19 protein-coding genes are annotated in these 24,029 nt (G+C 60.1%); 13 read left to right on the forward strand and 6 right to left on the reverse strand.

Annotation, left to right across the window (positions count from 1 at the left end; all coding sequences use genetic code 11):
• The first annotated feature begins 142 nt into the window (after positions 1 to 142).
• From FRZ40_RS29910 to FRZ40_RS29925, 4 genes are all read left to right on the forward strand, one after another.
• Entirely contained in the window at positions 143 to 3,580 is a 3,438-nt protein-coding gene (locus FRZ40_RS29910) for an adenylate/guanylate cyclase domain-containing protein (protein ID WP_147236508.1), read from the forward strand.
• 80 nt (positions 3,581 to 3,660) lie between these two features.
• Entirely contained in the window at positions 3,661 to 4,710 is a 1,050-nt protein-coding gene (locus tag FRZ40_RS29915) for a patatin-like phospholipase family protein (RefSeq protein WP_147236509.1), read from the forward strand.
• A gap of 61 nt (positions 4,711 to 4,771) precedes the next feature.
• Positions 4,772 to 5,386, forward strand: coding sequence for an HD domain-containing protein (locus FRZ40_RS29920; protein WP_028368618.1), 615 nt, complete (start codon positions 4,772 to 4,774; stop codon positions 5,384 to 5,386).
• A gap of 147 nt (positions 5,387 to 5,533) precedes the next feature.
• A complete protein-coding gene (locus FRZ40_RS29925) occupies positions 5,534 to 6,472 on the forward strand; it encodes an adenylate/guanylate cyclase domain-containing protein (RefSeq protein ID WP_035542745.1) in 939 nt (312 codons plus the stop codon).
• A 960-nt stretch (positions 6,473 to 7,432) separates the two neighbouring features.
• Here the strand turns inward: FRZ40_RS29925 and FRZ40_RS29930 are convergent.
• The gene (locus FRZ40_RS29930) at positions 7,433 to 11,176 is read right to left on the reverse strand and encodes a hypothetical protein (RefSeq protein WP_147236510.1); all 3,744 of its coding nucleotides are present in this window, start codon (positions 11,174 to 11,176) and stop codon (positions 7,433 to 7,435) included.
• A 515-nt stretch (positions 11,177 to 11,691) separates the two neighbouring features.
• Positions 11,692 to 12,753 carry a hypothetical protein gene (locus tag FRZ40_RS29935; RefSeq protein WP_147236511.1) on the reverse strand — a complete coding sequence of 354 codons (1,062 nt, stop codon included), beginning with the start codon at positions 12,751 to 12,753 and terminating at the stop codon, positions 11,692 to 11,694.
• A gap of 226 nt (positions 12,754 to 12,979) precedes the next feature.
• Between FRZ40_RS29935 and FRZ40_RS29940 the strand changes: the two genes are divergently transcribed.
• From FRZ40_RS29940 to FRZ40_RS29955, 4 genes are all read left to right on the forward strand, one after another.
• Entirely contained in the window at positions 12,980 to 13,669 is a 690-nt protein-coding gene (locus FRZ40_RS29940; RefSeq protein ID WP_147236512.1) for a hypothetical protein, read from the forward strand.
• Between the two features lie 6 nt (positions 13,670 to 13,675).
• Entirely contained in the window at positions 13,676 to 14,863 is a 1,188-nt protein-coding gene (locus FRZ40_RS29945; protein ID WP_147236513.1) for an AlbA family DNA-binding domain-containing protein, read from the forward strand.
• Between the two features lie 148 nt (positions 14,864 to 15,011).
• Entirely contained in the window at positions 15,012 to 15,950 is a 939-nt protein-coding gene (locus tag FRZ40_RS29950) for a DUF2971 domain-containing protein (RefSeq protein ID WP_240057318.1), read from the forward strand.
• A 33-nt stretch (positions 15,951 to 15,983) separates the two neighbouring features.
• Positions 15,984 to 16,307 carry a nucleotidyltransferase family protein gene (locus FRZ40_RS29955; RefSeq protein WP_147236515.1) on the forward strand — a complete coding sequence of 108 codons (324 nt, stop codon included), beginning with the start codon at positions 15,984 to 15,986 and terminating at the stop codon, positions 16,305 to 16,307.
• 643 nt (positions 16,308 to 16,950) lie between these two features.
• Here the strand turns inward: FRZ40_RS29955 and FRZ40_RS29960 are convergent.
• A complete protein-coding gene (locus FRZ40_RS29960) occupies positions 16,951 to 18,063 on the reverse strand; it encodes a zinc ribbon domain-containing protein (RefSeq protein WP_147236516.1) in 1,113 nt (370 codons plus the stop codon).
• A 784-nt stretch (positions 18,064 to 18,847) separates the two neighbouring features.
• Between FRZ40_RS29960 and FRZ40_RS29965 the strand changes: the two genes are divergently transcribed.
• The 3 genes from FRZ40_RS29965 to FRZ40_RS29975 all read left to right on the forward strand — a co-directional run bounded on the left by FRZ40_RS29965 (position 18,848) and on the right by FRZ40_RS29975 (position 20,578).
• On the forward strand, positions 18,848 to 19,183 hold the full coding sequence (locus FRZ40_RS29965) for a hypothetical protein (RefSeq protein ID WP_147236517.1): 336 nt from the start codon (positions 18,848 to 18,850) through the stop codon (positions 19,181 to 19,183).
• A gap of 104 nt (positions 19,184 to 19,287) precedes the next feature.
• Positions 19,288 to 20,022 (forward strand): IS6 family transposase, encoded by a 735-nt coding sequence (locus FRZ40_RS29970; RefSeq protein WP_147236518.1) that lies wholly within the window; start codon positions 19,288 to 19,290, stop codon positions 20,020 to 20,022.
• 250 nt (positions 20,023 to 20,272) lie between these two features.
• Positions 20,273 to 20,578, forward strand: coding sequence for a hypothetical protein (locus FRZ40_RS29975; RefSeq protein WP_147236519.1), 306 nt, complete (start codon positions 20,273 to 20,275; stop codon positions 20,576 to 20,578).
• Between the two features lie 40 nt (positions 20,579 to 20,618).
• On the opposite strand, the gene FRZ40_RS46210 is transcribed toward FRZ40_RS29975, so the two are convergent.
• Both FRZ40_RS46210 and FRZ40_RS46215 read right to left on the reverse strand, forming a co-directional pair.
• A complete protein-coding gene (locus FRZ40_RS46210; protein ID WP_420873900.1) occupies positions 20,619 to 20,729 on the reverse strand; it encodes a DUF7713 domain-containing protein in 111 nt (36 codons plus the stop codon).
• Complete coding sequence (locus tag FRZ40_RS46215) at positions 20,690 to 20,896, reverse strand: DUF7686 domain-containing protein (RefSeq protein ID WP_420873901.1); 207 nt, start codon at positions 20,894 to 20,896, stop codon at positions 20,690 to 20,692. The genes FRZ40_RS46210 and FRZ40_RS46215 overlap by 40 nt, the downstream gene beginning before the upstream one ends.
• Before the next feature lie 688 nt (positions 20,897 to 21,584).
• On the opposite strand from FRZ40_RS46215, the gene FRZ40_RS29985 reads away from it, so the two are divergent.
• Positions 21,585 to 21,917, forward strand: a complete 333-nt coding sequence (locus tag FRZ40_RS29985) for a hypothetical protein (protein ID WP_147236520.1) — start codon at positions 21,585 to 21,587, stop codon at positions 21,915 to 21,917.
• A gap of 89 nt (positions 21,918 to 22,006) precedes the next feature.
• Positions 22,007 to 22,369, forward strand: a complete 363-nt coding sequence (locus FRZ40_RS29990; protein WP_147236521.1) for a hypothetical protein — start codon at positions 22,007 to 22,009, stop codon at positions 22,367 to 22,369.
• A 108-nt stretch (positions 22,370 to 22,477) separates the two neighbouring features.
• Here the strand turns inward: FRZ40_RS29990 and FRZ40_RS29995 are convergent, their stop codons facing one another.
• The gene (locus FRZ40_RS29995; protein WP_147233505.1) at positions 22,478 to 23,791 is read right to left on the reverse strand and encodes an IS5 family transposase; all 1,314 of its coding nucleotides are present in this window, start codon (positions 23,789 to 23,791) and stop codon (positions 22,478 to 22,480) included.
• Positions 23,792 to 24,029: the final 238 nt, after the last annotated feature.

Raw genomic sequence — 24,029 nt, forward strand, 5'->3', positions numbered from 1 at the left:
GTGGCAGCGCAGATGAATATGGCTGAGCCTGCCGGGAGCCCGCCTTTAAAGGACGGCTGACGGAGAGACTCGACATTTGCGAGCGATCGTTGCATGCGGCGCATAATGGTGAGGTATTGGCCCTTGGCTGGAAAGAGGTCATATGCGCTGCACAAACTGCGGGCTCGAGAATCTCACCGGGGCCAGCTTCTGCGAAGCTTGCGGCACCATGCTGACACGCACCTGTTCCCGCTGCGGACACGAGGCGCGGCCATCCGCGAGATTTTGCAGCGAATGCGGGGCGACACTCGGCGACCCATCGTCACTCGCGGATGCACGGTCAGGCTCGAAACCGCTGCCGGCGCCGGTCGCTTATACGCCACATCACCTTGCCGAACGTATACGTGCCGAGCACGCAGCAATGGCAGCGAGAGGCGAGACGGCCGGCGAACGCAAAACGGTCTCTGCGATGTTCGCGGACATGGCGGGATCCACGGCATTGATCCACGACCTGGACCCAGAAGAGGCGCATCGCCTGATCGAACCCGTCGTCGCACTGATGATGGAGGCGGTCCACTACTACGAAGGTTATGTGGCGAAGTCGCTGGGCGACGGCATCCTCGCTCTGTTTGGCGCGCCGATCGCACACGAAGACCATCCGCAACGCGCGCTTTTCGCCGCGCTACGAATGCAACATGCGATGCGCCTGCATGCCGACCGCATTCGTCTGGAGAAGGGCATTCCGTTGCAGATCCGCGTCGGCGTCCACACCGGCGAAGTCGTGGTGCGCTCCATTCGTACCGACGATCTGCACACCGAGTACGATCCGGTCGGGCATACCATCCACATCGCGTCGCGCATGGAGGGGATGGCTACCCCCACCTCGATCCTGGTCAGCGAATCGACCCACAAGCTGGCCGAAGGCTATTTCGCCTTCAAGGCGTTGGGAGGTGCCCAGATCAAGGGCATTCCCGATCCGCTTTCGGTGTATGAGGTGCTCGGCCCGGGTACGCTGCGTACGCGGCTGCAATTGGCGGCGCATCGCGGTCTTGCCCGCTTTGTCGGCCGCGAACTCGAGATGGAACATCTGAAGCAGGCACTCGAAACGGTTCGGTCTGGCCGGGGGCAAGTCGTCGGCGTGGTCGGAGAAGCGGGGGTTGGCAAGTCCCGGCTCTTCCACGAGTTCAAGGAGCGGTATCGAGGCGACTGCCTGATGTTGGAGACGTTCTCTGTATCGCACGGCAAGGCTTTCGCCAACTTGCCTCTGATTGAGCTCTTGAAGAGTTACTTTCAGATCACGGCTCAGGACGACGATCGGCGGTGCCGCGAAAAAATCATCGGCAAGGCACTGACGCTCGAGCGCAGTTTCGAAGATCTCGTGCCTTACCTGCTGTATCTGCTCGGTATCGGCGAGCCTGCTTCGGCGGTGGTGGAAATGGATCCACGGTTGAGGCGCGATCGGACGCTCACCGCGATCACACAGCTTTTGGCGCGCGAGAGCGACGATCAGCCGATAGCGCTGGTATTCGAAGATCTGCAATGGCTGGACGGGGAAACGGAAGCCTTCCTCGCGTACCTCGTCGAGCACGTGCAGCGCTCGCGAATTCTGCTGCTCGTGAACTATCGGCCGGAATATCGGCCGGTATGGGATTGCAGCCAGCTTCGGCTCGAACCGCTCGGCCCGGCGGAGGCCCAGCGACTCCTGACGGCCCTGCTTGGGGACGACGCGAGCCTCATTTCACTGAAGCAGCTCATCCTGGCGAAGACGGAGGGCAATCCATTCTTCATCGAGGAAGTGGTGCAGACGCTGATCGAGGAGAAAGCGCTCATCGGCGAAGCCGCGCACTACCGGATCGAACACACGCCGGTAGCCCTGCACATTCCGACTACCGTGCAGGGCGTCCTGGCCGCGCGTATTGACAGGCTCCCCATCCCGGAGAAGGACTTGCTGCAGACACTCTCGGTGATCGGCAAGGAGTTTCCGTTCAGCCTGATTCAACACATCTGCAGCGCTCACCTCGCGCGCACGGACGACGATCTGCGCGAGCTTCTCGCCCATCTGGAGGCCGCGGAGTTCATTTACGAACGACCGGCTTTTCCGGAGGTGGAATATCTGTTCAAGCATGCGCTCACGCAGGAACTCGCCGGACATTCGCTGCTGACTGAGCGGCGCAGCGCGTTGCATGAGCGCACCGCACAAGCCATCGAAGCACTGTTCCCCACACACATCGCAGATTACTGCGGTGAACTGGCGCATCACTACAGCATGAGCGGAAATGTCCCGAAAGCCGTGGAGTACCTCCAGCGTGCCGCGCAGCAGGCGCTTCGACATGCAGCGCATCTGGATGCGCTGCATCACCTGGGTGCGGCTTTGGGGTTGCTCGAACGATTGCCCGATACACCCGCTCGTGCGCATCGGGAACTGACCTTATTGCTGGCGATCGGTCCCGCCTTGATGGACGTGCGCGGCTATGGCGCACCGGAGGTGGCGGCGACCTATACGCGAGCGCTGGCCCTGTGCGAGCAGTTCGGCGAGACCTCGCAACTCTTTTCCGCGCTGCTCGGCCTCAGGATCTATTACATGGTACGAGCAGAGTACGCGACTGCCCGCGACCTGGGGGAGCGCATGCTGCGCATGGCGCGGCAATCGAAAGATCCGAGTTTGCTCGTCGAGGCACATGGCGCACTCGGTGCCTGCCTGTTTCTCCAGGGTGCCTTCGGTGCGGCTCGCGTACACGAACAAAGGGCAATCGCGCTCTACGACCCTGAACAGCATCAGGCCCATGCGTTCACGCATGGGGTCGATCCGGGCGCCCGCGCGCTCAACTTCCTGTCCCTGATCCTGTGGCTTCAGGGATATCCGGATCAGGCGCACCAGCGGAGCCTGGAGGCGCTCGACCTTGCCCGGAAGTGTGCGTACGGACCGACGCTGGCGTTCGCACTGGCTTATGCGGCCGAATTGCATCAGCTTCGGGGCGAAGCGTCGCTGGTCCGCGAACGGGCTGAAGCGGCCATTACCGTTTCCACCGAACTGGGACTGCCGTTCTGGCACGCGTGGGGAACTGTCTTCAGGGGCTGGGCGTTGACCGAACGGGAAGACCTCGAGCAAGGAATCGTTCAGATGCGCGAGGGATTGAACGCCGAACGGATCAGCGGCAGCGAGGACCAGCGTCCGTACTTTCTGGCCGTCCTCGCCGAGCGATACTGGAAGGCCGGAAACCGGAAGGCCGGCATCGAGATGCTTGAAGAAGCCATGGCAATCATGAACGCGACTGGCGAGCATTGTTTCGAGGCCGAACTGTATCGGCTCAAAGGAACGATGTGCGTCGATGCCTTGGACGGCCGCGACCTGCCTGCGTACAGTGAAGAGTCGGAAGCCTGGCTTCGGAGGGCGGCCGCCGTAGCGCGCGAGCAGGGCGCCAGATCGCTGGAGTTGCGCGCGACGTCGGACCTGGCCCGGCTGTGGCAGCGTGCCGGCAGGATCGAGGAGGCGAAGCAGGTGCTGTCCAGGGTTTACGATTGGTTTACCGAGGGTTTTGACACGGGAGACTTGCGGGAAGCCGCGGCCCTGCTTGACACGCTGGCATCGAGCGAACCGTGAAGCGATGATGCGCTCGAGATAAGGGCGTGCTGGACTGCTTCCCGGCGCGACGACCATACCTGAGTCAGAAGAGGTCGTAGATGGCGACCACGGAAAACAATCAGCAAGAACAGGCCGCGCCCAAGCCGGTCGCACTGGCATTGCAGGGCGGCGGGATGCACGGCGCGTTCACGTGGGGGGTGCTCGACCGCCTGCTGGAAGACGGCCGGCTGGCGATCGAGGGTGTCAGCGCGACCAGCGCGGGTGCGATGAACAGCGCGGTGCTCGCGCACGGATTGTTGACGGGGGGCGAGGGCGCGGCGCGACAGGCGCTGCATGACTTCTGGAAAGCCGTCGCGGAGTCGGCCGAGCGTTATAACCCGCTTCGCTGGGTGCCGTGGCTGAAGGGGACGCACAGCTTCGGACTTGACCATTCGCCGCTTTATGCGTTCGCAGACATGATGCTGCGCGTGTTTTCCCCCTACCAGTTGAATCCGCACAATCTGAACCCGCTGCGGGAGGTGCTCGAACGCCAGGTCGACTTTGCGGCGTTGCGAAAGCAATGTCCGATCCTGTTGTTCCTGTGCGCGACCAACGTCGAGACCGGAAAAATACGCCTCTTCACGGAACATGACATCAGTGCAGACGCGGTGCTGGCATCGGCGTGCGTGCCGACGCTGTTCCATGCGGTGGCGATCGAAGGCGAGCACTACTGGGACGGTGGCTACATGGGCAACCCGGCCATCTACCCCCTGATCTACAACTGCAAGACACGTGACGTGGTGATTATCCACATCAACCCGCTAGTGCGGCTCGGCGTGCCCATCACGGCGGCCGACATCCTCAACCGGATCAGCGAGATCAGCTTCAATTCGTCGCTGATGCGGGAAATGCGTGCGATTGCTTTTGTCACTGACCTGATTCAGCAAGGCAAAGTCGAGCGTGGCGAGATGAAGGAAATGCTGATCCATTCGATCCGTTCCGACGCTGCAATGTGCGCGCTCGGCGTGTCCAGCAAGTACAACGCCGATTGGGGTTTCTTGTGTGAACTGCGCGATTGCGGGCGACGGGAAGCCGATGCGTGGCTGACAGAGCATTATTCGAGTATCGGGCAGCAGTCGAGCATCGATATTCGCAAGGAATTTCTCTGAGCGCGGTGATGACGGCGGCACGTGAAAGCTTTGGGGTCGCGCGATGCACAAAGGAGTAGGGATGGACCGGATGCAGACACGCTTCGTCGCGTTATGGTCGCGCAACGGCGGCGTGCGCGGCGAGACTGTCTATGCCGATCTCGCGCAACGTTATGCGGAAGCCGTTCGTCGCTATCACACCTTGCGTCACATCCGTCGCTGCCTGCGCTATTTCGATCTGGCGCACAACGCCATTCCGGATCCCGATGCCGTCGAGCTTGCGCTGTGGTGCCACGACGTGATCTACCTGCCTGGCGCATCGGACAACGAGCAACGCAGCGCAGAGTGGTTTCGGCGCTGGGCTGACGGCCGTATCGCGACGTGTGACCCTATCTGCGAACTGGTTCTCGCGACCCGACACACGGATGTGCCGACCAGACTGGATGAGAGCTTCGCATGCGATGTCGATCTGGCTGTGCTTGGCGCGCCGCGCAGTCGATTTCGCGACGATGGTGCACGTCTGAGAGCCGAACGCGCCGACATTGACGATCACACGTACGATCTGCAGGAACGGGCAATTCTGAGCAGCCTGCTCGCGCGGCCGCGAATCTATGGCACGGATTTTTTCTATGTTCGCTGCGAGGCGAGGGCACGCGGGAATCTCGCCTGGCGGCTCGGGTTGCAGAGACCGGGATAGAGGTGAAACGATGCTCAGCTGTCGCTTCATCCACGATGTCCTGTGGCGGCTGATCCGACCGTCTACACTGGTGAGCGGGAGCCCTGCACGGACTGGCTGACGGACAGCGCTCCGATGCCGGTTTGACGACCTGAAGACGGGCTGGTCATGGATGATGAACCGAAATATCCCACGTCCCACGCATCCGTGATGTTTGCGGACGTAAGCCGCAGTACCGAGCTCTACGAGACTGTCGGCGACATGATTGCCTTCGAGGCGATTGCGCGGTGTATTGCGCTGATGAAATCGCGTGCGGAAGCGGCGGGAGGGCGAATCGTCAAGACCATCGGCGACGAAGTCATGGTGGTGTTTCCCTCCGCCGAACTTGCAATGCAAGCTGCGATCGACATGCAGCTGGCCGTGTCCGGCTTGCCTTCAGCGGCCGGTCAGCCGATGTCGCTGCGAATCGGCTTTCACCACGGCCCGGTCTTGCCAGACGAAACAGGCGACGTGTTCGGTGACACGGTGAACCTGGCTGCCCGGTTGACCGGGATGGCTTCGCCGGGGCAGATCGTCACGAGCAAAGATGCGATCGAGTGCCTGTCCGCCAGATTGCGCGAGATGGCTCGCTACCTTTACCCGATTCGGATGCGTGGAAAACGGCAGTCAACGGAGTTGTTCGAAGCGATCTGGCAACAGGGCACCGATCTGACGATCGTGGGGAATGGTCAAGATGGCGCGGATGGCCAGGCTGGCTTGCCTGGTTCGTCGTTGCTGACCCTGCGATATGGTGACGCATGCGTGGAAATGAGCGAAGCGTCGCCGCTGACCACTATCGGCCGCGGAGCGAATATGAGCGTGGTCGTGCGCGATTGCCGCGCCTCGAGGGTACACGCGTCGGTCGAGTGCCGCGCGGGACAGTACGTGCTGCGCGACTGCAGCTCGAACGGCACGCGCATCACCATCGACGGCGGCCATGAGTTGATCCTTCGACGCGACGAGGTCACGCTGTGGGGACACGGCTGGATCTCGTTCGGACCTTTCCTCGGCGATGAGGGGGAGCGCGTGGAGTTTTCCTTTACGCATTTGCCGAGGGCGGCGGGTTAAACCATCAACGGACTGAAGGCACTTGCGATGCGTTCCGAAGACAGCATCAGTGATTTGACATAATATAAATTATCAACATTTTAAGATCGGATTAAATTTATCGCGCCCGGCTTGCCAGGCTTGAACGAACACGCCATCAGAGTGCATTTACAGAAATTGTTTCGGAAACTTGACAGAAATCGTTAGGAAATGGCGTTTGCGCCTTTTCCGAGCGATTCACGTCAAGAAAAATCGGCATCGGTGATCACGATGCATTTCCGGGTGATTTCTGTCATCGGCATTGGACGACGCGCCACGTCTTGGCTCCGACGGTCGACGACGCGGCAAAAAGAGCCTGCTGGGTTTGTCGGAGTGCATTTACTAAAATCGTTCCGGATACTCGACAGAAATCGTTCGGAAATGGCGTTTGCGTCTTTTCTGAACGATTGGCGTCAGAAAACGAACGCATGGATGACCAGGTGCCATTTCCGAGCGAATTCCATCATCGGCATCGGACAGGTCCGCGGGAGCGTTTTCGCGCGTCGGCGAGCGACGCGGTTCGACTTCTTCAGATCCTGCCGACGTTCGGAGGGCACCAAGCGCACCGAGAGTGCATCCACAGAAATCGTTACGACAGCTTGCGTTACGGTCGCCGACGGGCGCTCCAGTACAGGTGCCGACGATGGGCGGCCGCGCAGGCGCCTTCCGATGTCACTGACGAGAGAGTCGTCGACGGCTGTTTGCGAAAACGGCGTGGGAGAGCGCTGCAGCGAACTGCACGCTGACCACCCTCGCCTTTGTCATTTGAGTGTCAGGCTCGGGAGGCGGCTGTTGCCGCAGTGGCCTGGTGCGAGGTCTTCACGTGTTGGAAAGAGAGACGGCCCGGCTTTGCGCATTTGCGCGCTGGTGAGCAATGTCGCCAGGAGCGCTGCTTCTGTCACCGTGGCGCTAATGCGGGCGCATCTGGCATATTCACTTTCATCAGCGCTTTAGCTTCTCCTGTTCCGCGCGGGTATCTTCCCATTTCGCCTCGCGCTCCCAATCGTCGGCCATGCGGTTCAGCATCGCCACGGTCCGCGGACATCCGGACAGTCCCTGTGCCCACCGGCGATACCGTTCAGCAATTTCTCGCTCCTGGCCACCGCCCTCGCCGAACGATCGCCTGACAACCCCTCGCATGTTGTAACGTTCGGTCACTATACCCGTTTCCACCTGCTCTTCCTGTAGCGATTCAATCGTGCGCCGGACAGCAGAGTGCGGCCAAATACCATCATTCGGATCGGCCTGGCAGTGCGCGAGCAGCCTGCCAATGTACTGGTCGCCGATATCGCCCCGTCCGGTGCTATGCCCTGCCTTGCGAACGTCGCTGATCCAGGTGGCGAGTGCGTGTTCGTCAACACCGTCGGCAGTTGTTCCCGGCAATATGTGAAATGAGGCGAGAAGCTCGTAAGACAGATGGGCCAGGTCGCGTTCGGCTTGAGTCGGCTCGGTGCGCTCTTCATCGGCACTCCCAAACACGTTGCAAAAGACCTCGAAATAGAAGTCCGGGGTTTGAGCCATAAACCTGTGCAATAACAACCCGTTTTCCTTTCGCTGATCGAGAAGCGGAAGGTAGGCGTATTCCCGCCGCGCGACTTCTTCCATTGTCACGTCGGTCTTGTCACCCAGTATTTCAAATGCCCTCTGCACGTGATAAGCGAGCATGGTGCCGTCGCGCTGCGGATGCGCGTTGATCGTCTTGATGCTTTCGTCAAGCAGCGAGAGTATGAGTTGGCCGGGTAGCTCGGTAAGCCGTCTATAGGCGGCGCCAAACACGTCGAAAGGTCGACCGACCTCACGGAATCTGTTGATCGCATACAGCAGCTCGCCGGTCGGCCCCTCCGCCGGTAGGGTGCCAATACTTTGCCAGTATGCATTTTCGACTTCCTTGCCAAGCGACCGCGCCATCTGCCAGGTCGCCGGGGAATTCGGCCAGTGAACCAGCAGTCGGGCGAGCGCCGCGACGTCAAGGGTGCTGGTTTCGGCGAGCGTCCGCACTGTTTCCTCCCAGGCACCGCCATGCTGCTGCAACGCGATCGCAGAGAGCATCCCGGCGAAGCCCTTGTGCTCGTGCAGTTCGGTCAGCGCAAGTTCTACGAGATCGCGGAAGAAGCCCACGGGCTCTTCAATTTCCGCGAATGCCTCGGCGACAAGATATGGCTTCGTTCGTGTGGCCAGTCGTACCACAGCGTCGGCACCGTGCCCGGCCAGGATGGCACGTATCGCACGCACACGCGCCGGTCCTATGGCCTCGGTCTTCAGATCTCCTGGTCGCCTGATGGCTAGAATCGAGTCATCGAAAAGCCACGCGAACTCCTCGATCGGATCGTCGGGTGAATGCCGCTCGACGATATCGCGGATGGGCGCCAGTTGTTCGTCGCTCAACGTCCAGTCCATCTCGGCCAGTGCCTCGTGACGATTCACCAGATCCCGCAGCGCGTCCCAGACGGCCCTTCCTGCGTCAAACGGGCGGGATGCAAGATAGGAACCCAGCCGTTCGATGACCTTCGGCCTGTCGACTTCAGCCATGGAGGGCAATGCATGGATAAGGGTCAGCAGGCGGCCCTCGACGTCTTCGGCCTGGTCAATTGCCCGCGCGATCATCGCGGTATTGGCCCGCCAGACCACACCGAATGTAATGATTTCGGGATGCCTTGGCATCACATCGCGAAGTGCCGGCTTCCTCGTGGGGCTGGTTGTGTCATGCGGTCTGGGCAGCAAACCTGCAAGCAGCGTCCAGCCCACCTCCGGTTCGGCCGACACGATCTGGTCGATGCACGAGAGGCGCTGGTCGAGCGTCGCGTAGGTGTTCGGCGCCCACGACAGAAGGATGGAGCGAAGCGAGTTGATCGGACGGTTTGTCAGCTTGCCGCCGGGGTCCAGCCTGGCTAGCCTGGCGAGGACCAGTCCCACTCGCGCCAGCAGTGCAGGATCCCACGCAAGCAACTCAAGGGCGAAAAGAATATGGACGTGCAGGCTCGTCGGCTCGAACAGCCCGTCCGACCGGGAAAACACGTTCGCGATCTCGGTGTCGCCCTCAAGCATCACCTCGAGGGCGTCGAGAAAAGGGATGGGGGCCGCCTCCGCAATGGTCGGCAACAGATCCCGCAGCACGCGCAATGAACGATGGCTTCTGCCCCATTCGGGCAGCTGACGTATGATTTCGTCGACGAACTCTTGTGGTGTCTGACCCGGGACGTCCAGCCCGTAGGCATCCGGGGCGGTCGCGATGAGCACCATCGTGTTCGCAAGCCCGTCACGTAGCCAGGAACTGTAGTCCTGCGGCGCCTGATAGTTCAGCTCGAACCTCTCGTCGGCGGAAGGTTCGTGGACAGGGCGACTCAGGACCGCCAGCGCAGCCTCACGAAGTCGCTCGAATTCAACTTCCCCCATCAGATGCGTGAAATAGGGAAACGCATCGATGGGCGAGCGTGTCTGCCAGACTTCCTGAACCCGATCGATGGGTGGGTCAGACAGCTCGAGGGTTGGGCGGATGCCCCGCTCGAAATCCGCATAGGCCGCTCTTGCCGCAAGTTGCCGGAGCACATCCTTGTCAAGCTTGGAACCCGTACTCCAGCCGCCGGCGAGAACGGCCGGGAGCAGCGCGTCACGATGCGCGACCCACCCAGGCTCCGGGGACGGGCCATTTGCAATCAGCCGACGGAGTATTGTCAGTGAACGGGCACAATCCCGCGCCCGCTGGTAGGCTTCTTCGGGCTGAAATCCCATTGTCTCAAGCGCCTTGCCGAGCGACGTGGCACTGGGCCGGACAAGCTTCTCCGCGTTACGCGCCTGAACGCCCGTTGCAGCCGAAAGTGTCGGGCCGCACTTTCCAAGCATCCCTGCGTGCGCGTTCGCGTCTCCCCTCGTCAGATAGACCAGCCCCTGTTTCGTCGCGAGAAATCGTGCCGCCTCCGTACTCTCGACAATGATCGTCCGCGCTTCGAGCAGGTGTCGCGTTTCCGCAGGCGCTGACCGGATTGCGGCAACGGCAAATGCAATCACGTCATCTGCCGATTCGCTGCCATAGAGAATGGTCTGCGCCAGGCCGCCGAGCCTCTCGATGAGGGCGGCCGCCTGCTGCTCCCGGTCGCAGAGGAGTACGGCCTCCGTCAACGCCGGCTTGTATCGACTGCTATATGACTCCCAGAATTCGTCAATGCTCTGCGCTCCGGTCGGCGGAGCCAGGCGGAGTACCCCGCGGGCGTAACGAGCCGCGACAGCCGGATGCAGGTCCAGCCAGTGCTCGAGCTGCGCGCCGTCGATGTAACGAACGTTACGCCACTGCCCTTCGCGTACCCGGTTTCGCGTCCATGCGTCCAGCTGGTCATCCGGCTTTGAGCTGTCCCAGGTATGCAGGTTGACCAGGACTAGCGTATTGGACTGACGGACCGCTTCTGTCGTGGCCCCGGTCCGCTTGTTGTAGTCGCCCCTTGCCTTTCCGACGCCCAGCGAGACGCCGAACTCCCATTTGGATTCTCCAGCGGGTACAAACGGGGCCTCCACATCACACTCCAGATCACCGTCGAAGCCACGCACCTGCGCCTTGTCGCCGCCCGGGAAACGGAAGTGATTAGCGTTCGGAACGCTGGCGCGGATCAGATCCCCGACCATGTCGACAAGCGCAGCGCGCGCATCGAGTCGCCTGGACCAGTCGGCCAGATCGTTTGCAGTTATCCATTTCATATAGCGACCCGGAGCCTCTTGTGGGTTTCTTCTTGAGCATGCATGCGCGTCGCCGCTAATGCATATCCGCCGATTGTTCCTGCGCGCCACTTCCACCCAGGCGACAGTTGGTTGAACGTGCGACCGCAATTATTTCAGTTTTTCTTGTGTACCGCGGCCGGCGTTCCAGATGATCGTCGTGCTCGCGTGCCTGATGGTTCTGCGCGCGCAGCGAGCGGCGTTTCCGTTACACTCTTGCGCCGGCAACCGCGCACGCAAGCCTGCATGAAGACCGGGCTGAGCCGGCGTTGCATCTCGTCCTGAAGTGCGACGTTAAGCGGCGGCTGCCATCCGCGGTCGCGCCATAGAAGCGTTTGGCGGCGGCGCACCGCGGCAGTCAGCCCGTCCAGAAGCCGGGTATCATCCGGCGGAAAATCCGCATGCAGCGCGTCGAGCGCGCTGTTGATCGTGTGTCGTTCGTGTTGACCCAGTCGATACGGGACGTGCCGGCGGTTTCGGTGATGCGTAAATGAACGTCACGAGGTGCTGCGTGCCAAGGTCGTCCGCGCAAGCGCGTCAAGAACCGCACGAACTACCTGCTGCGAAATCGACGCGAGATGGCCGTCCGGGTTGCTGCGCTCGCGGATCTGCTTATGCGGATGAATAAGGTTGCGCGACTCTCGCAGAGCCTGTGCATGTCTCGCGTGGCCGGCGTCAAGGTAATCGAGCTCCGTCGCAACCGTGATGAGCTCCGCGAGCGTCCACCGTTCGAGTGGCTTCGCGTGCCCTGCCCGGTCACGCGGCGTACTGACTGCTCGCATGGCGGACGCAAGATCGCGCTCCAGCCAGCCGACCAGGATCACCTCAAGGATCGAGCCATACAGCGCGCATGCGGCGAGCCACGCCCGCGCGCCGACACAGCGCTCCGCTTCCTCCCAGCGAAAGCGCAGGTTGTCGGCCAGCGTTGCGTCAAGTCCCAGGTCGTCGAAGGGCAGTCGCTCAGGCTCGAGCGCTGCGAGAATGGTCGCAGGTGGCCGGAGGCCGAGTCGCGGGACGATAGCCTGTGCGTAAAGTCGCCGACCATCTGCCGACAGCAGCAGTCTGGCGGGCCAGTTCCCGATGCCGTGATCAATGCGTCGCGCTACACCATCGGCCAACAGTCGATCCAGCAGGGCGTTGCATTCCGATTCGCCAACACCGAAAAGATACACACCCAAGGCGCGCTGGGCCAGCCCCTGCTCGGCGAAGCCCCCTTCGTGCTCTTCCCCACCGCTTGCGATCAGAGCGATCATCAGGTCACGACAATCCGTTGTCCCGGACAACAGCGCCGGGTGCCGTAGCCCGCGCTGCTGCCAGCGCATCTCGCGCGCGATCAACCCGGCGCGCGTGGCCTGCCAGGTTGATCCGCCGGTGCTCACTAACCCGTCGGCCTTCATGCTTGCCAGCGCCGAGCGGATCGCCTCGGCTTCGTATTGCCACGTTCCCTCGAGTTGCCGGATGTGTTCGAGCGAATAGGAGGCGCCGCCTGCGTGGGCACTGAACATCTTGTGCTCAAATAGCGCATCGCGGACTGCTGCGTCGGCTGTGGAATCGATCATGGAGGGGGCGCACGTGAGTCAACCGTCACGGTGTGCGAAGGCCGAAGATGGGCGGATTCTGTCACAGGCAGATTCATTTTTACATCCGTTTTTATAGTCTCTTTGTTCCGTCTGCAGACGTTACCGTCGTACGGTCGTCGAGTTTTCAGGTACGCTTGTGCCGCCAGCTGGGGCGGCCGCCCCGGCTCCGGCGACCTCACGCTAAGCACATCAACAAGAACCAACGATGGACGACACCCCCGACAAGCTGCGCCGCAATGTGGTGGTGCTTGCGGCCGCGATTCTCGCGATCGCTTTTTTTAACCTGTCTTTCCGGCCGACCGGCACGCTGCTCGGCTTCGCCGAGGTCGGCCAGGTGAGCCCATTCAATGTGTGGCTGGCACTGGCGATTGTGCTGTGCTACCTGTTCCTGCGTTACCGCTTCGCCAATGAAACACTCGACGAATGGTTTCAGATCGTCGACGAATTCAAACGAATACGCTACCAGGTGGTCACACAACAGGTTGCCACGGCGGTGCGCCGGTACTTCCTGCACGGACAACGCGTACCGTGGTTTCAGGATTTCGATGCTTTTATCGATGGCGAGATCGTAACCAGGATGCAACGAGACGGTAATGCGCGCCGCATAAGAAGTCTGACCGCGAGCCCGGAGAATGAAGCGAACCAGAGTTGGTGGCAGGGCCGCGCTGGCATCACGTTCGAGGTCGAATGGACGTCGGGCGTATATGGCCGTTCGGGCGGACACATGCCGGGATTTTCATTTCCGGCGCGAGTACGCGCGCGCGTGATTCTTCTTTGCATTGTTCGGGCTGCCGTCAGCTCGCGCGTCGGCGTGGACGTTGCTGTGCCGTACACACTGTCCGCCCTCGCGATGCTGGTCTGCCTGTTCAAGCTCGCATTCTTTTTCCCGGTCTAGACCATCATGATCCCGTTTGCCAGGCTCGAAGAAACCGATGAAACGGTCGTCCGCCAGCTGATCGACGACGAGATCCGGGAAAGTCGTACACTCGACTACAAGGTGCAGCTCGACCTGTCGAAAGACGGCCGGCAGGCGCTTGCCGAGGACGTCTGCGCCTTCGCCAACACGGTCGGCGGGGACCTGGTGTTCGGCATCCGCGAAGCCGACGGCGTTGCCGACGAGGTCGTGCCCGTCATCCTGCCCAATCTCGATGATGAGCTGCTCAAGCTCACGAACTCACTGCGCGACGCGATCGAGCCGCGCGTCAGTGGCGGCCTCCTGCACCAGGCCGTGCCGCTTGCAGCCGGCGGCCATGTCGTCGTGCTGCGCGTCGCAATGAGCCCCAACGCGCCACACCGTGTGCGGCGCAATAACCACTTCTACCTCCGGCACTCCGGCGGCAAGGAAACCATGGATATCCACGCTATTCGCACGGCCTTTGCGTTCGCCGGCTCGCTCGCGGACCGGGCGCTCGCCTGGCGCGACCAGCGGCTGGCCGTCCTGCGTGAGCGTATCGCTCCGCTTCTTCTGGAACGCGGCCCGCTGTTCGTCGTGCATCTGCTGCCGCTGGCTGCGCTTACGCGCCGCGAGTCCATCGCGCTCGACTCGCTCAAGGCTGCGGCCAACGAACTGCAGTGGGCAAAACCGGCGGGACATCCGCTACGTCCGCCAGTGGTCAACTATGAAGGGGTGATCTGTCCGCCGCGCATCGACGGCGCGGCCCCCGGACCAGGTTTCGCGCAGCTTTTTCACGATGGAAGCATTGAACTCGCCGGCGCGGTGACCGCCCGTCAGCTCGGCAAGCCAGCCATTTCCGTGCTCGCGCCCGCGCAGTACGAACTGCCATTGGTCGAGCACAGCCTGCCCGCCATCGTGCGCGCAATCGCGGCACTTGACGTACCCCCGCCGGCCTATCTGTTCGTGACCCTGCTCGAGGTCGCTGGCCAGCGCGTCGGTTTCCAGCGCCCGGACGGCCAGTGGCCGGAGACGCCGGTCATTCCCGGTCATCTCAGGGAACTGCGCGCTGCACCCGTGTATATCGAGGACTTCCGTACCCCGCCCCTTGAGCTGGCGCGCGCAGCCGTGGCACCGCTGTGGCATGCGATCGGCGAGGAACAGACGCAGACAAATTTTGGCGGGAACGCGGCGTGAGCGACATAAACGCCCAGCCGGACGCCCATGGCGACGCGCGTCAGGTTTTCGCCCTGCAGGAAAACGGCCGCGGTGATTGAAGAACATCGACACTCAATGCAATCCGTAGCAACCGATTCGCTGGACGAAAATGGCAATGATAAAAGTAATGCAGCCAGTCTATTTCAAGTACCGTCCATTCGACGAACGGACGGTCCAGCTTTTATGCGCAGACGAAGTCTATTTCGCTGACCCCAGCACGTTTAACGATCCCCTTGATACAAAACCACGTGTTGAGCCAGACTGCGATGTTCCGACGTTGGAACGTACCGTCCAGGAGCTGGTCCGGCTCCGCGTCGCAAAAGAGATGCAGGCGGGCGCGCGCACGGTGCACTATCGTGGTCCGAAGACGATGGCTCATATCGACAAACATAGCCTAGACGCCGGTGTCCGGGCTATCGATCAGTTGCGGTATGCGGCTACTGATCCTGAATATGGCGATGAGCCGAATATCCTTTCGATTCTGCTGGCGCACGAGATCGAACGCGAGCTACTGATGCAGTATGACAAGGGAATCCTGTCGTTGGCGTCACGATATGATTGCCCCTTGATGTGGAGTCACTACGGCGCGCAGCACCGTGGTCTTTGCATCGGATACGCCGTGCCGAAAGAAGCACAATCCTCGCTCCATCAGGTTCAATATGATGGCGACCGGAACGTGCGTGCAAGTGAGGTCGCGAAGATGGTGCTTCAGCACGACGATCAGGCGCGGCAAGCCGTCAATGACGCGGTGCTGCTACGAAAAGCGCCCGACTGGAAATACGAGAAAGAGTGGCGATTGCTCGGAAACCGGGGCTCGCGCGATTCGCCGCTTGAACTCGTTGACGTTACATTCGGAATGCGATGTCCCTCCACCATCATGCACACGGTCGCGCGTATGCTCGCCGACCGTGATATGCCCGTTGCGTTCCATGTGATGCATGAAGTCAACGGCAAATTTCGTCTCGACCGGCATACGCTTGACGTGGACGAACTGTCGGCTGCATACCCGAGACGTTCGCTGTCTATGTACGATGGTTTCGAGGCGATCGATGAATCTCAGGGATAGGTAACGCACAAGTTGGAGTATTGACCGGATCTTATGGATATCAACGAAATTCGCGACGTCGTCCTCGCATGGGCCAAAACGGAGGAGCTTTTGCTCAAGGTTTGGCTGTTCGGCAGTCGCGTGCGCGGCACCGAGCGCTCCGACAGCGATATCGACATCGCCGTTGAGGTGCAGACACTGGCGGGCGATTCGTCGGCATGGACGACCTTCATGTTCGAAAAACCTCGCCTGCAGAAAGCAATCGAAGCGCTCCTGCCAATGGAGGTCCAGTTGGAATGGTATGGCGGTCCGGAGGAAACGCCGACGATCCATGCTGCACTATTTGAACGTTCGATGCTGATTTACGAACGCGCGTGACCGTCAGATCCTGGTACTCCCCTTGTTCGTTTGCAGAATCCTGGTGCTTACGAGGTCATCCGCGACATGGGCAATGTGACGACAGCTTGTCGAGTAGGCGAACGACGAGCGCGAACGTAGGTGTCGTCGCGCTCCGATCGTAATGATCAGCCGTCGCACCCGAGACGGCAAAGTTGTTGGTCTCGACGCGCAGGCAGCGCAGCGCAGTCCGAGCGTGAATCGCACGCGTCACTGTGCGACAGACGGCGTGTCGGCAAGGGCAATGCTCTGCAATGTCTGATCGGCGCTCTTTGCGTCCGGCGACGAAGAAACGGGTGCGCCCGCTTTGTCCAATTGCGCGGGACCGTAGATGTCTGGTCGCGTAACTGCCTTAGGCGGTTTGGCCAAACCAGGTGGTCGTGCCCAGCCGGTTGCAGCGGACCAAGAACTGATGATCGATCGGTCCCGTCCTGACGCGCGTCTTTAGCCGTGCTTCGGAAGACAGAGCGCGTGAGCTTCCCCTGCTGGAATCGTGAAGGCCTGTTCAAGTCTTTCGACGTCCGCTGCGACGTTGCTGCCCCGGTCGGGATAAAGGAAAGCCGTCAATCTCGCAAGGAGGAATGAGGCCCAGGGGTATGCGGTCAGGGTTGCGAAGGCGGTTGTTTCAGTCACTCTCTGGCGGACGCTCGCCGGATCCTGCGGAACGGAGTTGGGCAGGATCCGTAACGGGCTCGCCGCACTGGTTGCAGAACGGGAAAAAGGCAAAGTTGCGGCCGCCGCAGGCGCAGACCTTGAAAAGATTCAAACCGCAATGGATGCAGTACGAGACCTGCTCGCCGCCAAGATGCCACGGTTTGTCGCACGAGGGGCATAACTTCTTCGGGTATGTGCTGAGCGCCTTTTCGTAATCGACGCTCTGCGCGCGTTCCATTTGGCTCTGTTCCAGTTCCGCGCGTTTTCGCTCGACATATTTCTGGAACGCGCGGAGCGTGTAGACCCCGGCGAAGACGGTGAGCGCGACACCCACCAGCACGCGTACATATCCCCCGAAACTGGGCAGATACGGGACAAGCTCGACGAAGAACGCCGTCAGCGCGAAGAGGCCAAAGCCGTACACGAACGGCCAGTACCTGTGCTTGCGAAACCGGATGAACAGCCATATGGCAACGAGAAGAAGCGGGAGCGTCAACGCAAGACGCCACCCGAACACGACGAGTTCGTAATGACGGCTCGCCGCCTCGTAGCGCTTCCCGGCGGCCTGCCTTGCGGCCGCGATCTCGATGCGCAGCTGGTTCAGACGCGCATCGATAGGCCGGGTCTCATCGGAGAGGGCATTCTGCTGGCTTTGCCAACCCGCGACGCTCGCCTGAAGTTCGTCGAGCCTCTGTGTCCGCGCAAGCAATTCCGGATCGTTGCGGCTATCCCCGGTGGCCTGCCTGGTCGCAATCCAGTTCCTGAAACTGTCCCGCGCCTCGATATACAGCTTGCTTGCCCGGTCGTGAGCAATGCGAGTGGTCTCGATCCGGTCGTTGAGTGCATCCCGCTGAAGCTGGACATCACGGATCTGCGCTTCGAGCTGCGAGGTTGCCGCCTCGCTGAACTGCGAGGGATCCGGTGGACCGCCACGCGGCGCGTACATCAGATCGCGGATCACGAGTGAGCCCAACATGTTCAGAAAGATCGCAAAGGCGATCGCGATAGTCCAGGAAGCGATTTTTAGCAGGCGCGCCGGACGCGAAAATGCCTGGCTTCTGTTCGCGGCAGTTCCTTTTCTCATACGTGTTGCCCCTCCCCTTTAATGCGGAACCTCGGCGTCGCGCGTCATGACTGCGCGGAGCGAAGATGATGCCGTTCTTTCGTCGCGGTGTGAGGCCTGGTGCCTGGCACGACCGCCCAGATGCCGCCTCCTCGAAGGAAGTCACGCGATCAGCAGGGTTCCCTGTTTCGCGCGGCATCATGGTGCGGATTGATCCGTCAGTCCGATCATAACTGCGACGGCTCAATACGCAAGATCGCCTGGGCCCGGTGTCGCATGCCTGGTGGTGAGGGCTCGGCAATCTCGCTAGCTGCACGTTGTGTGTGCCGCTTATCTGGAGAGCCCGTGCGGGGTGATCGACGGATCAGCTTGATGCCCTGGCTCTTCGCTTTGCGCCGCACGCCTGACGGGTGAGTCAAAGACGGCCTCAAGGGCCGGTTGATCATAAGTCGACTGGTAGCAGATCAGTGATCTTCCTGTTAATGCGGTGTCCCAGGAAAACTTTGCTCGCGTTCGGTGCGGATCTGTGAAAATATCCAGGTTTGCTATCCTGAATGTTCTCACCTGACGTGCCTGGGTCGGAGAAAGCGGATATGTCCGCACGACGGTCAGCAATGTCACGGAGTCAACTCACGAAGCCCTTACGATGCCTCGCTCGAAACACAGTGGACGCTCTGGAAAGCGCCGGGTTGTTCTCTCGAAAAATGCGCTCCTCCCGCTCTCGCAAGCCCGGGTTAATGACATTTCGTTGGGGTATCATCTGGCGCTTGCAGCGTGTGCCAGTACCGACGGGACGTCGCATCTCGTGAATGAGTTGACCCGCGCGGTCTACCTTACGTTCTACCTCGGCGAAATGGGCTACATGCCGGTGTCGCCCGATCTGTACCGCATGGCGGAGGCCGGTCTCGAAGCAGCCATCAGGCGCGCCGATGAAAAAGGCACGTGGCAACTCGAGCCGTCGGCCGTGGCGACGCTGGAAGTGGTTCTTCAGCTTCACGACTCGCAGCTTGCGAGGGCGCGTGCGGGAGATCTGGTCAAGGCCGAACGGCGGCTGGCCCATTTCATCATGAGCGGCAAGACGGTTTCTCCGTTCGACCCGGCCGAAGCGCCGCTTGCCGTCTCTTCCAAGCATGGAACATAACCTCGAACCCGTGCCACCAGAAGCAATCGACTCGCCGGTGACACTGGCCCTGGCCCATCGCTAGGCTCTGTCACGTTGGCGAGGTGGTCACGTAAGATGTCGCGATGAAGAAGACAAAATCGCTTTATCACGGCCATCGGTTCCCGGCGACGGTCATTAGCCACGCGGTTCGGTGGTACTTCCGGTTCCAACTCAGCCTGCGTGATATTGAAGAGCTGCTATTCGAGCGCGGTGTCATCGTCAGTTACGAGACGATCCGCCGCTGGTGCGATAAATTCGGCGCGGGCTTCGCACATCGCGTCAAGGCGGCTCGCCGCAAACCCGGCAGCACATGGCATCTTGACGAAGTCTTCGTTACGTTGCGCGGTGAGCCTTATCTGCTCTGGCGGGCAGTCGACCAACACGGCGCCGAACTCGACATCCTGCTGCAGAAACATCGCGATAAGGCCGCAGCAAAGTACTTCTTCAAACGCGTGCTGGCCGCCTGTCCCGACGCGCCGCGAAGGATTGTCACCGATCAGTTGCGCAGCTATCCGGCCGCGAAGGCCGAAATTCCCGAACTGGCAAACATCAAACACGTCTTCGTCAAAGCCAGCGCTCGGGTGAACAACCGTGCCGAAAATAACCATCAACCCACGCGTGAGCGCGAGCGCCGGATGCGTGGTTTCCGCGATCCTGATCGCACACAAGCGTTCTTATCGAGCTTCGGACCGATTCGCCAGCACTTCGCGCTCAAGCGACATTTACTGCGTGCATCACTCTATCGCAAACAGCTCGCCGCACGCTTTGCCGGATGGCATCGCTTCACTGGGCTTACCCAAGATCCGTCCGATTTCTGAGCAAATGTACGTTCTGTGCCCACTTGCGTCTCGAAGACCTTAACGTGACAACGCTTGCACGGGTGCATGTGCCGAGCCTGACCTCTCAGCTGATGTGAGGCAAAGGGGCGCAATTATGGGATTCTCGTCTCGAACGTTTCTCGTCGCCCCTGACGATACCCTCTGGCGGCTGTCAACCAGCAAGTTCGACCGCATGCTTCGAGATCCGGCCAGTCACCGTTTGCCCGCTTTTGCGGGGCAACGGGCGCGAATGGCCAACGTGGTCGTTGAACTGGTGGCCAGCGAGCCGGTGCGCGTTATTAGAGCCACATATTCGGTTCTTGCTTTCGATGCCGAAGGTCGACTCGACCCAGACCGCTTCGAAAACCAGCAATTTGCCCTCGTGGAGTCGGCCGTAGCGCCTGTCATCGCTTCATCCGCCAATGAGAGCCACCCACCGGTCGTCGACGCGACGGCTCGATTCATCGCGCAAGGAGGCCAATGGATTCCGTCGCCCGCCCTGGCGCGCGCGATCAATGAGGCCGCATTGGGGCAACGACAGTACGCACGCCTATAGGCCGCGCGCAAAAGCAGTTACGCGGCGTCGGCACCGCAACTCAAAGCTCTTCGCTCGGATCAGCGATATCAAGCCTGAACTGCCATCCTTCCATGCTCATCAGCATTCGCCCTAGATCGTTCCACGAGACCTCCTTGCCGTCGACCACCACGAGTGGCAAGTGTCCATCCTGCGACTCGTCCCATTCGATGCGTCCGGCTGGAACCGGTAGTCGGTGGGAATGTCGCCGCGAAGCTCAAAGGCGTCAAGGGCGACCCGGTCGCCCAGCAGCCGGAGCTGGAAATGGAACTGGTGGGATTCGCCACCGCAGTCGATCATGCGGATGGGATCAAGCCGGACATTCTCGAAATCGGTGAAGCCGGTTGACTCGGCGATCCGGGATAAGCGGCTCGCGAGGGCCGTTCGATGGATCTCGCGCGCGCGAGGGATGATAGTGAAACTAGACCGAAGGGTATTGATCAGAGGGAGATCGGTGGAGATGACAGGGTGGGTAGTCTGTCTGCCACCTTCGGAATTTAAAGGACGATAGCCGCGATGCACAACACGTAAAACCCATCACACTTACGCGTTACGCATCTGATCAATATCTCCCTTGGAACGCACCATGCGGGCCAAGGCAAGCGGAATAAGGCTCCCAAGGCTTCTGGCGTACGGTATTTTCCGAATCCTGAAGCGACCACTATTCGAAGAGAGCGTGCCATTTTTTAAATGAAATGTATGAGGAATCCTACTAGTCATTTCATTTGCAAAACGAGTACATGCAAATACACTGCAATGACGTTGTGACATTGATGTCGCGACGCCGCAGTAAATGTTTATGCCCGGTGGCTTTCCGCCCATCTCGCTGATGCAGCGCCCGTTATGGATCTGATTATCCGCACCAGCGTTGCGGGGGCTCTGCCATTAACTAGAAGAGCCTCTGACATCAAGGCGGATAACGTCCTCCAGGAGTGTCGTGCCATGCTGCCGCCGTCCTTTATATCTTCTCGGGATTCAGTCCGAAATCATGAAAGAGAGGTTTGCCATGAAGTTCTTTAGAGTTCTTGTTTCGTTTGGCATCTTTGCCATGTTTTCAAACATGGTATTCGCAGACACCACCAATACGATAAAGCAAAAGGGCACGAATAACACGATTGACAACAAAATCGTAGGCAAAGGAGATGTGAGCACGTTTATGAATTCTGGAAGCGTTAGTGTCGGCGGAACCGCGACCCAAAATTCAATTCTGGTTAACGACACTAAACATGGCTCGACAAATACTATCGATCTCAATGGCGGCACCAACACAATTAGCGGTACAGGAATGCAGAATTCGATTGCCGTAGGAAAAGGGAAATAGATCGATACCATTCATGCAAAGGGGTATGTGCCGGGGTCGCACGGCCCTTTCAATATGTCGAAACTCCCATTTCATCCTGTGCATCTAAAATGATTCGGTTACCTTATCAGGCACTCATCGCATTGATATTGCTGGCATCCTCCGACTTTTCTTTGGCGGATGGCAATACATATGGTCAATATATGTCGCAACTAACCCAGCAACAGAAAGATGTGAAGCCGCTAACCAATTCGCAATTCTTTGTCGCGAACGCAACAAATCGCGCAAACAGGGCGATCACAAAAGGCATTTCTGGTAATAATCACCGTATCATTCAAGGCACAACCGATGGCGGCGCAAGTGTTGATAGCGTTAATATCGGACCAAATGCAAAACTCAACAATGCAACGATCATTGTGAAGTCGGATCACTCCAACTCAACCATCGTCAACAAGGCTGCCGCGAATAGATAGTCGCCCCTGAACAATTCATTTTCGGCTTCTTCTGGCGCCAAGGTTGAACGATGTCGCCATTGTCAGGCGGCATCGTAACGCCTGCGGTTACCTTGTCCGTTTAACTGCCTAACTCGCCGGCGCAGAGGCTGCATAGAGCATCGCGAGAATGAGCGCACAAATAAACCTCAGCTTCCTGAGGATCAGGCGCAGATTGTGACCTGCACCGCACAGGACAGCGTGCAGCGCATCACCCAGAGCACCCTTCAACCAGTTACGCCCGAGCTTGCCGTCGCTCTTCATGTGTCCAATAGCTGGCTCAATGGCGCTGCGCCGCCGGATCATCACACGCAACGCTCGCGTCACACCGCGGCGCAATCCTGGATGCCAGATCTTGACGCCTTCGATGTCAACGCCCCGATAGCCCCGATCAACGAAGACTGTCTCAGGCTTTACCTCACTCAGAATGTGCGCCTGTTCAAGCGCTTCTTCCAGCGTATGCCCATCGTACGGATTGCCCGGCATCGAACGCATGCCCACCACCAGCCCTTCACGGTGTGTCGTGACGATCGACACTTTCACACCAAATTCGTACGGCTTGCGCGCTTTGCCTTTGGACAGGCACTCCACCTCGGGCGCATGCAAGGCGTACAGCTTGTTTTTGTCTTTCGGCTTCTGCGTCAGGATGCGCTTCGTACGGTTGATCAGTTCACCCAGCGTCGCGCGTGCAGCCTCGTCAACCTGATCCAGCTGCCGCTGGACATCGCGCATCACACGGCCCACGCGCGAGCGCAACGTGCGCAGGGATTTCTTCATGCGCCGGAACTGCTTCGCGTGCGCATACCTGCCAATCTGGGCAGCCAGGCGTGGCGCCTCGCGATTGTAGTTTTGCCGTAGCTTCAACCCGTGACGCGCGGCTGCTTTAACCAGATGCTCCCGGCAACGCTCAAGCAGACGCGAGTCAGTCGGATGTGCGATGGCCTTTTCTGCCACCGTCGTATCGACAATCACCCGCTTCGCACTGCTGGCCTTGATCACATCCGCGCGCCGTGCCGCCTCGATCGTCTCGGCCAGCAACTCCTCTACGCCGGCCTCACCCAGCCTCGCGCGCCAGCGCGTGAGGCTCGACGGATCAACCGGTGGCTTCGTCTGCAGGTACGTTTCGCCCGTAAAAACCTGCCAGTATGGATTTTCAACCCATTGCCACACGACTTCCTCATCCGACAGGCCGAAGGCATGCTGCAGGTACAGCAGGCCCGCGATCAACCGCGTACTTGTGGCAGGACGCCCGCGATGCGAGCGAAAGCTCTCACTCATCGCCCGATCCAGCTGGTCCCACCGGATCAGATCAGCCAGCCTCACCAAGGAATGCTTCAGGTTGATCTGCTCGCGCAGTGGTTGCCGGAAGAAATCGCCTTCGCTTACCGGTGTCTTCGGACCCATCCAGACCTCGACAGAATTTGCAGGATTTCGCCTTTAATGTGCCAGGTTCCTGCAATTGCATCAACCTCTTTCTGCCTCAAACCCTTGCTGCGAAAGGCGTCGCGATTTGTTCAGAGTCGACTAGATAACCGTTGCTTGCAACAGGCTGGGCGACGCTGACTGAAATCGAGGATGTCTGCTCGGGCATGACTTTTAACATCGCAAACGAGATTGAAGATTCAGATGGCAAGACAATCGG

Origin of the sequence: Paraburkholderia azotifigens (genome assembly GCF_007995085.1) — a bacterium.
Classification (GTDB): Bacteria; Pseudomonadota; Gammaproteobacteria; order Burkholderiales; family Burkholderiaceae; genus Paraburkholderia; species Paraburkholderia azotifigens.

Coding starts and splice junctions, on each gene's coding strand:
- FRZ40_RS29910 (WP_147236508.1), top strand. CDS start 143: ATGCGCTGCACAAACTGCGGGCTCGAGAATCTCACCGGGGCCAGCTTC.
- FRZ40_RS29945 (WP_147236513.1), top strand. CDS start 13,676: ATGATCCCGTTTGCCAGGCTCGAAGAAACCGATGAAACGGTCGTCCGC.
- FRZ40_RS29950 (WP_240057318.1), top strand. CDS start 15,012: ATGCAGCCAGTCTATTTCAAGTACCGTCCATTCGACGAACGGACGGTC.
- FRZ40_RS29930 (WP_147236510.1), bottom strand. CDS start 11,176: ATGAAATGGATAACTGCAAACGATCTGGCCGACTGGTCCAGGCGACTC.
- FRZ40_RS29915 (WP_147236509.1), top strand. CDS start 3,661: ATGGCGACCACGGAAAACAATCAGCAAGAACAGGCCGCGCCCAAGCCG.
- FRZ40_RS29975 (WP_147236519.1), top strand. CDS start 20,273: ATGGCCAACGTGGTCGTTGAACTGGTGGCCAGCGAGCCGGTGCGCGTT.
- FRZ40_RS29925 (WP_035542745.1), top strand. CDS start 5,534: ATGGATGATGAACCGAAATATCCCACGTCCCACGCATCCGTGATGTTT.
- FRZ40_RS29995 (WP_147233505.1), bottom strand. CDS start 23,791: ATGGGTCCGAAGACACCGGTAAGCGAAGGCGATTTCTTCCGGCAACCA.
- FRZ40_RS29985 (WP_147236520.1), top strand. CDS start 21,585: ATGAAAGAGAGGTTTGCCATGAAGTTCTTTAGAGTTCTTGTTTCGTTT.
- FRZ40_RS29970 (WP_147236518.1), top strand. CDS start 19,288: ATGAAGAAGACAAAATCGCTTTATCACGGCCATCGGTTCCCGGCGACG.
- FRZ40_RS29960 (WP_147236516.1), bottom strand. CDS start 18,063: ATGAGAAAAGGAACTGCCGCGAACAGAAGCCAGGCATTTTCGCGTCCG.
- FRZ40_RS29940 (WP_147236512.1), top strand. CDS start 12,980: ATGGACGACACCCCCGACAAGCTGCGCCGCAATGTGGTGGTGCTTGCG.
- FRZ40_RS29920 (WP_028368618.1), top strand. CDS start 4,772: ATGGACCGGATGCAGACACGCTTCGTCGCGTTATGGTCGCGCAACGGC.
- FRZ40_RS29935 (WP_147236511.1), bottom strand. CDS start 12,753: ATGATCGATTCCACAGCCGACGCAGCAGTCCGCGATGCGCTATTTGAG.
- FRZ40_RS46215 (WP_420873901.1), bottom strand. CDS start 20,896: ATGATCGACTGCGGTGGCGAATCCCACCAGTTCCATTTCCAGCTCCGG.
- FRZ40_RS29990 (WP_147236521.1), top strand. CDS start 22,007: ATGATTCGGTTACCTTATCAGGCACTCATCGCATTGATATTGCTGGCA.
- FRZ40_RS29955 (WP_147236515.1), top strand. CDS start 15,984: ATGGATATCAACGAAATTCGCGACGTCGTCCTCGCATGGGCCAAAACG.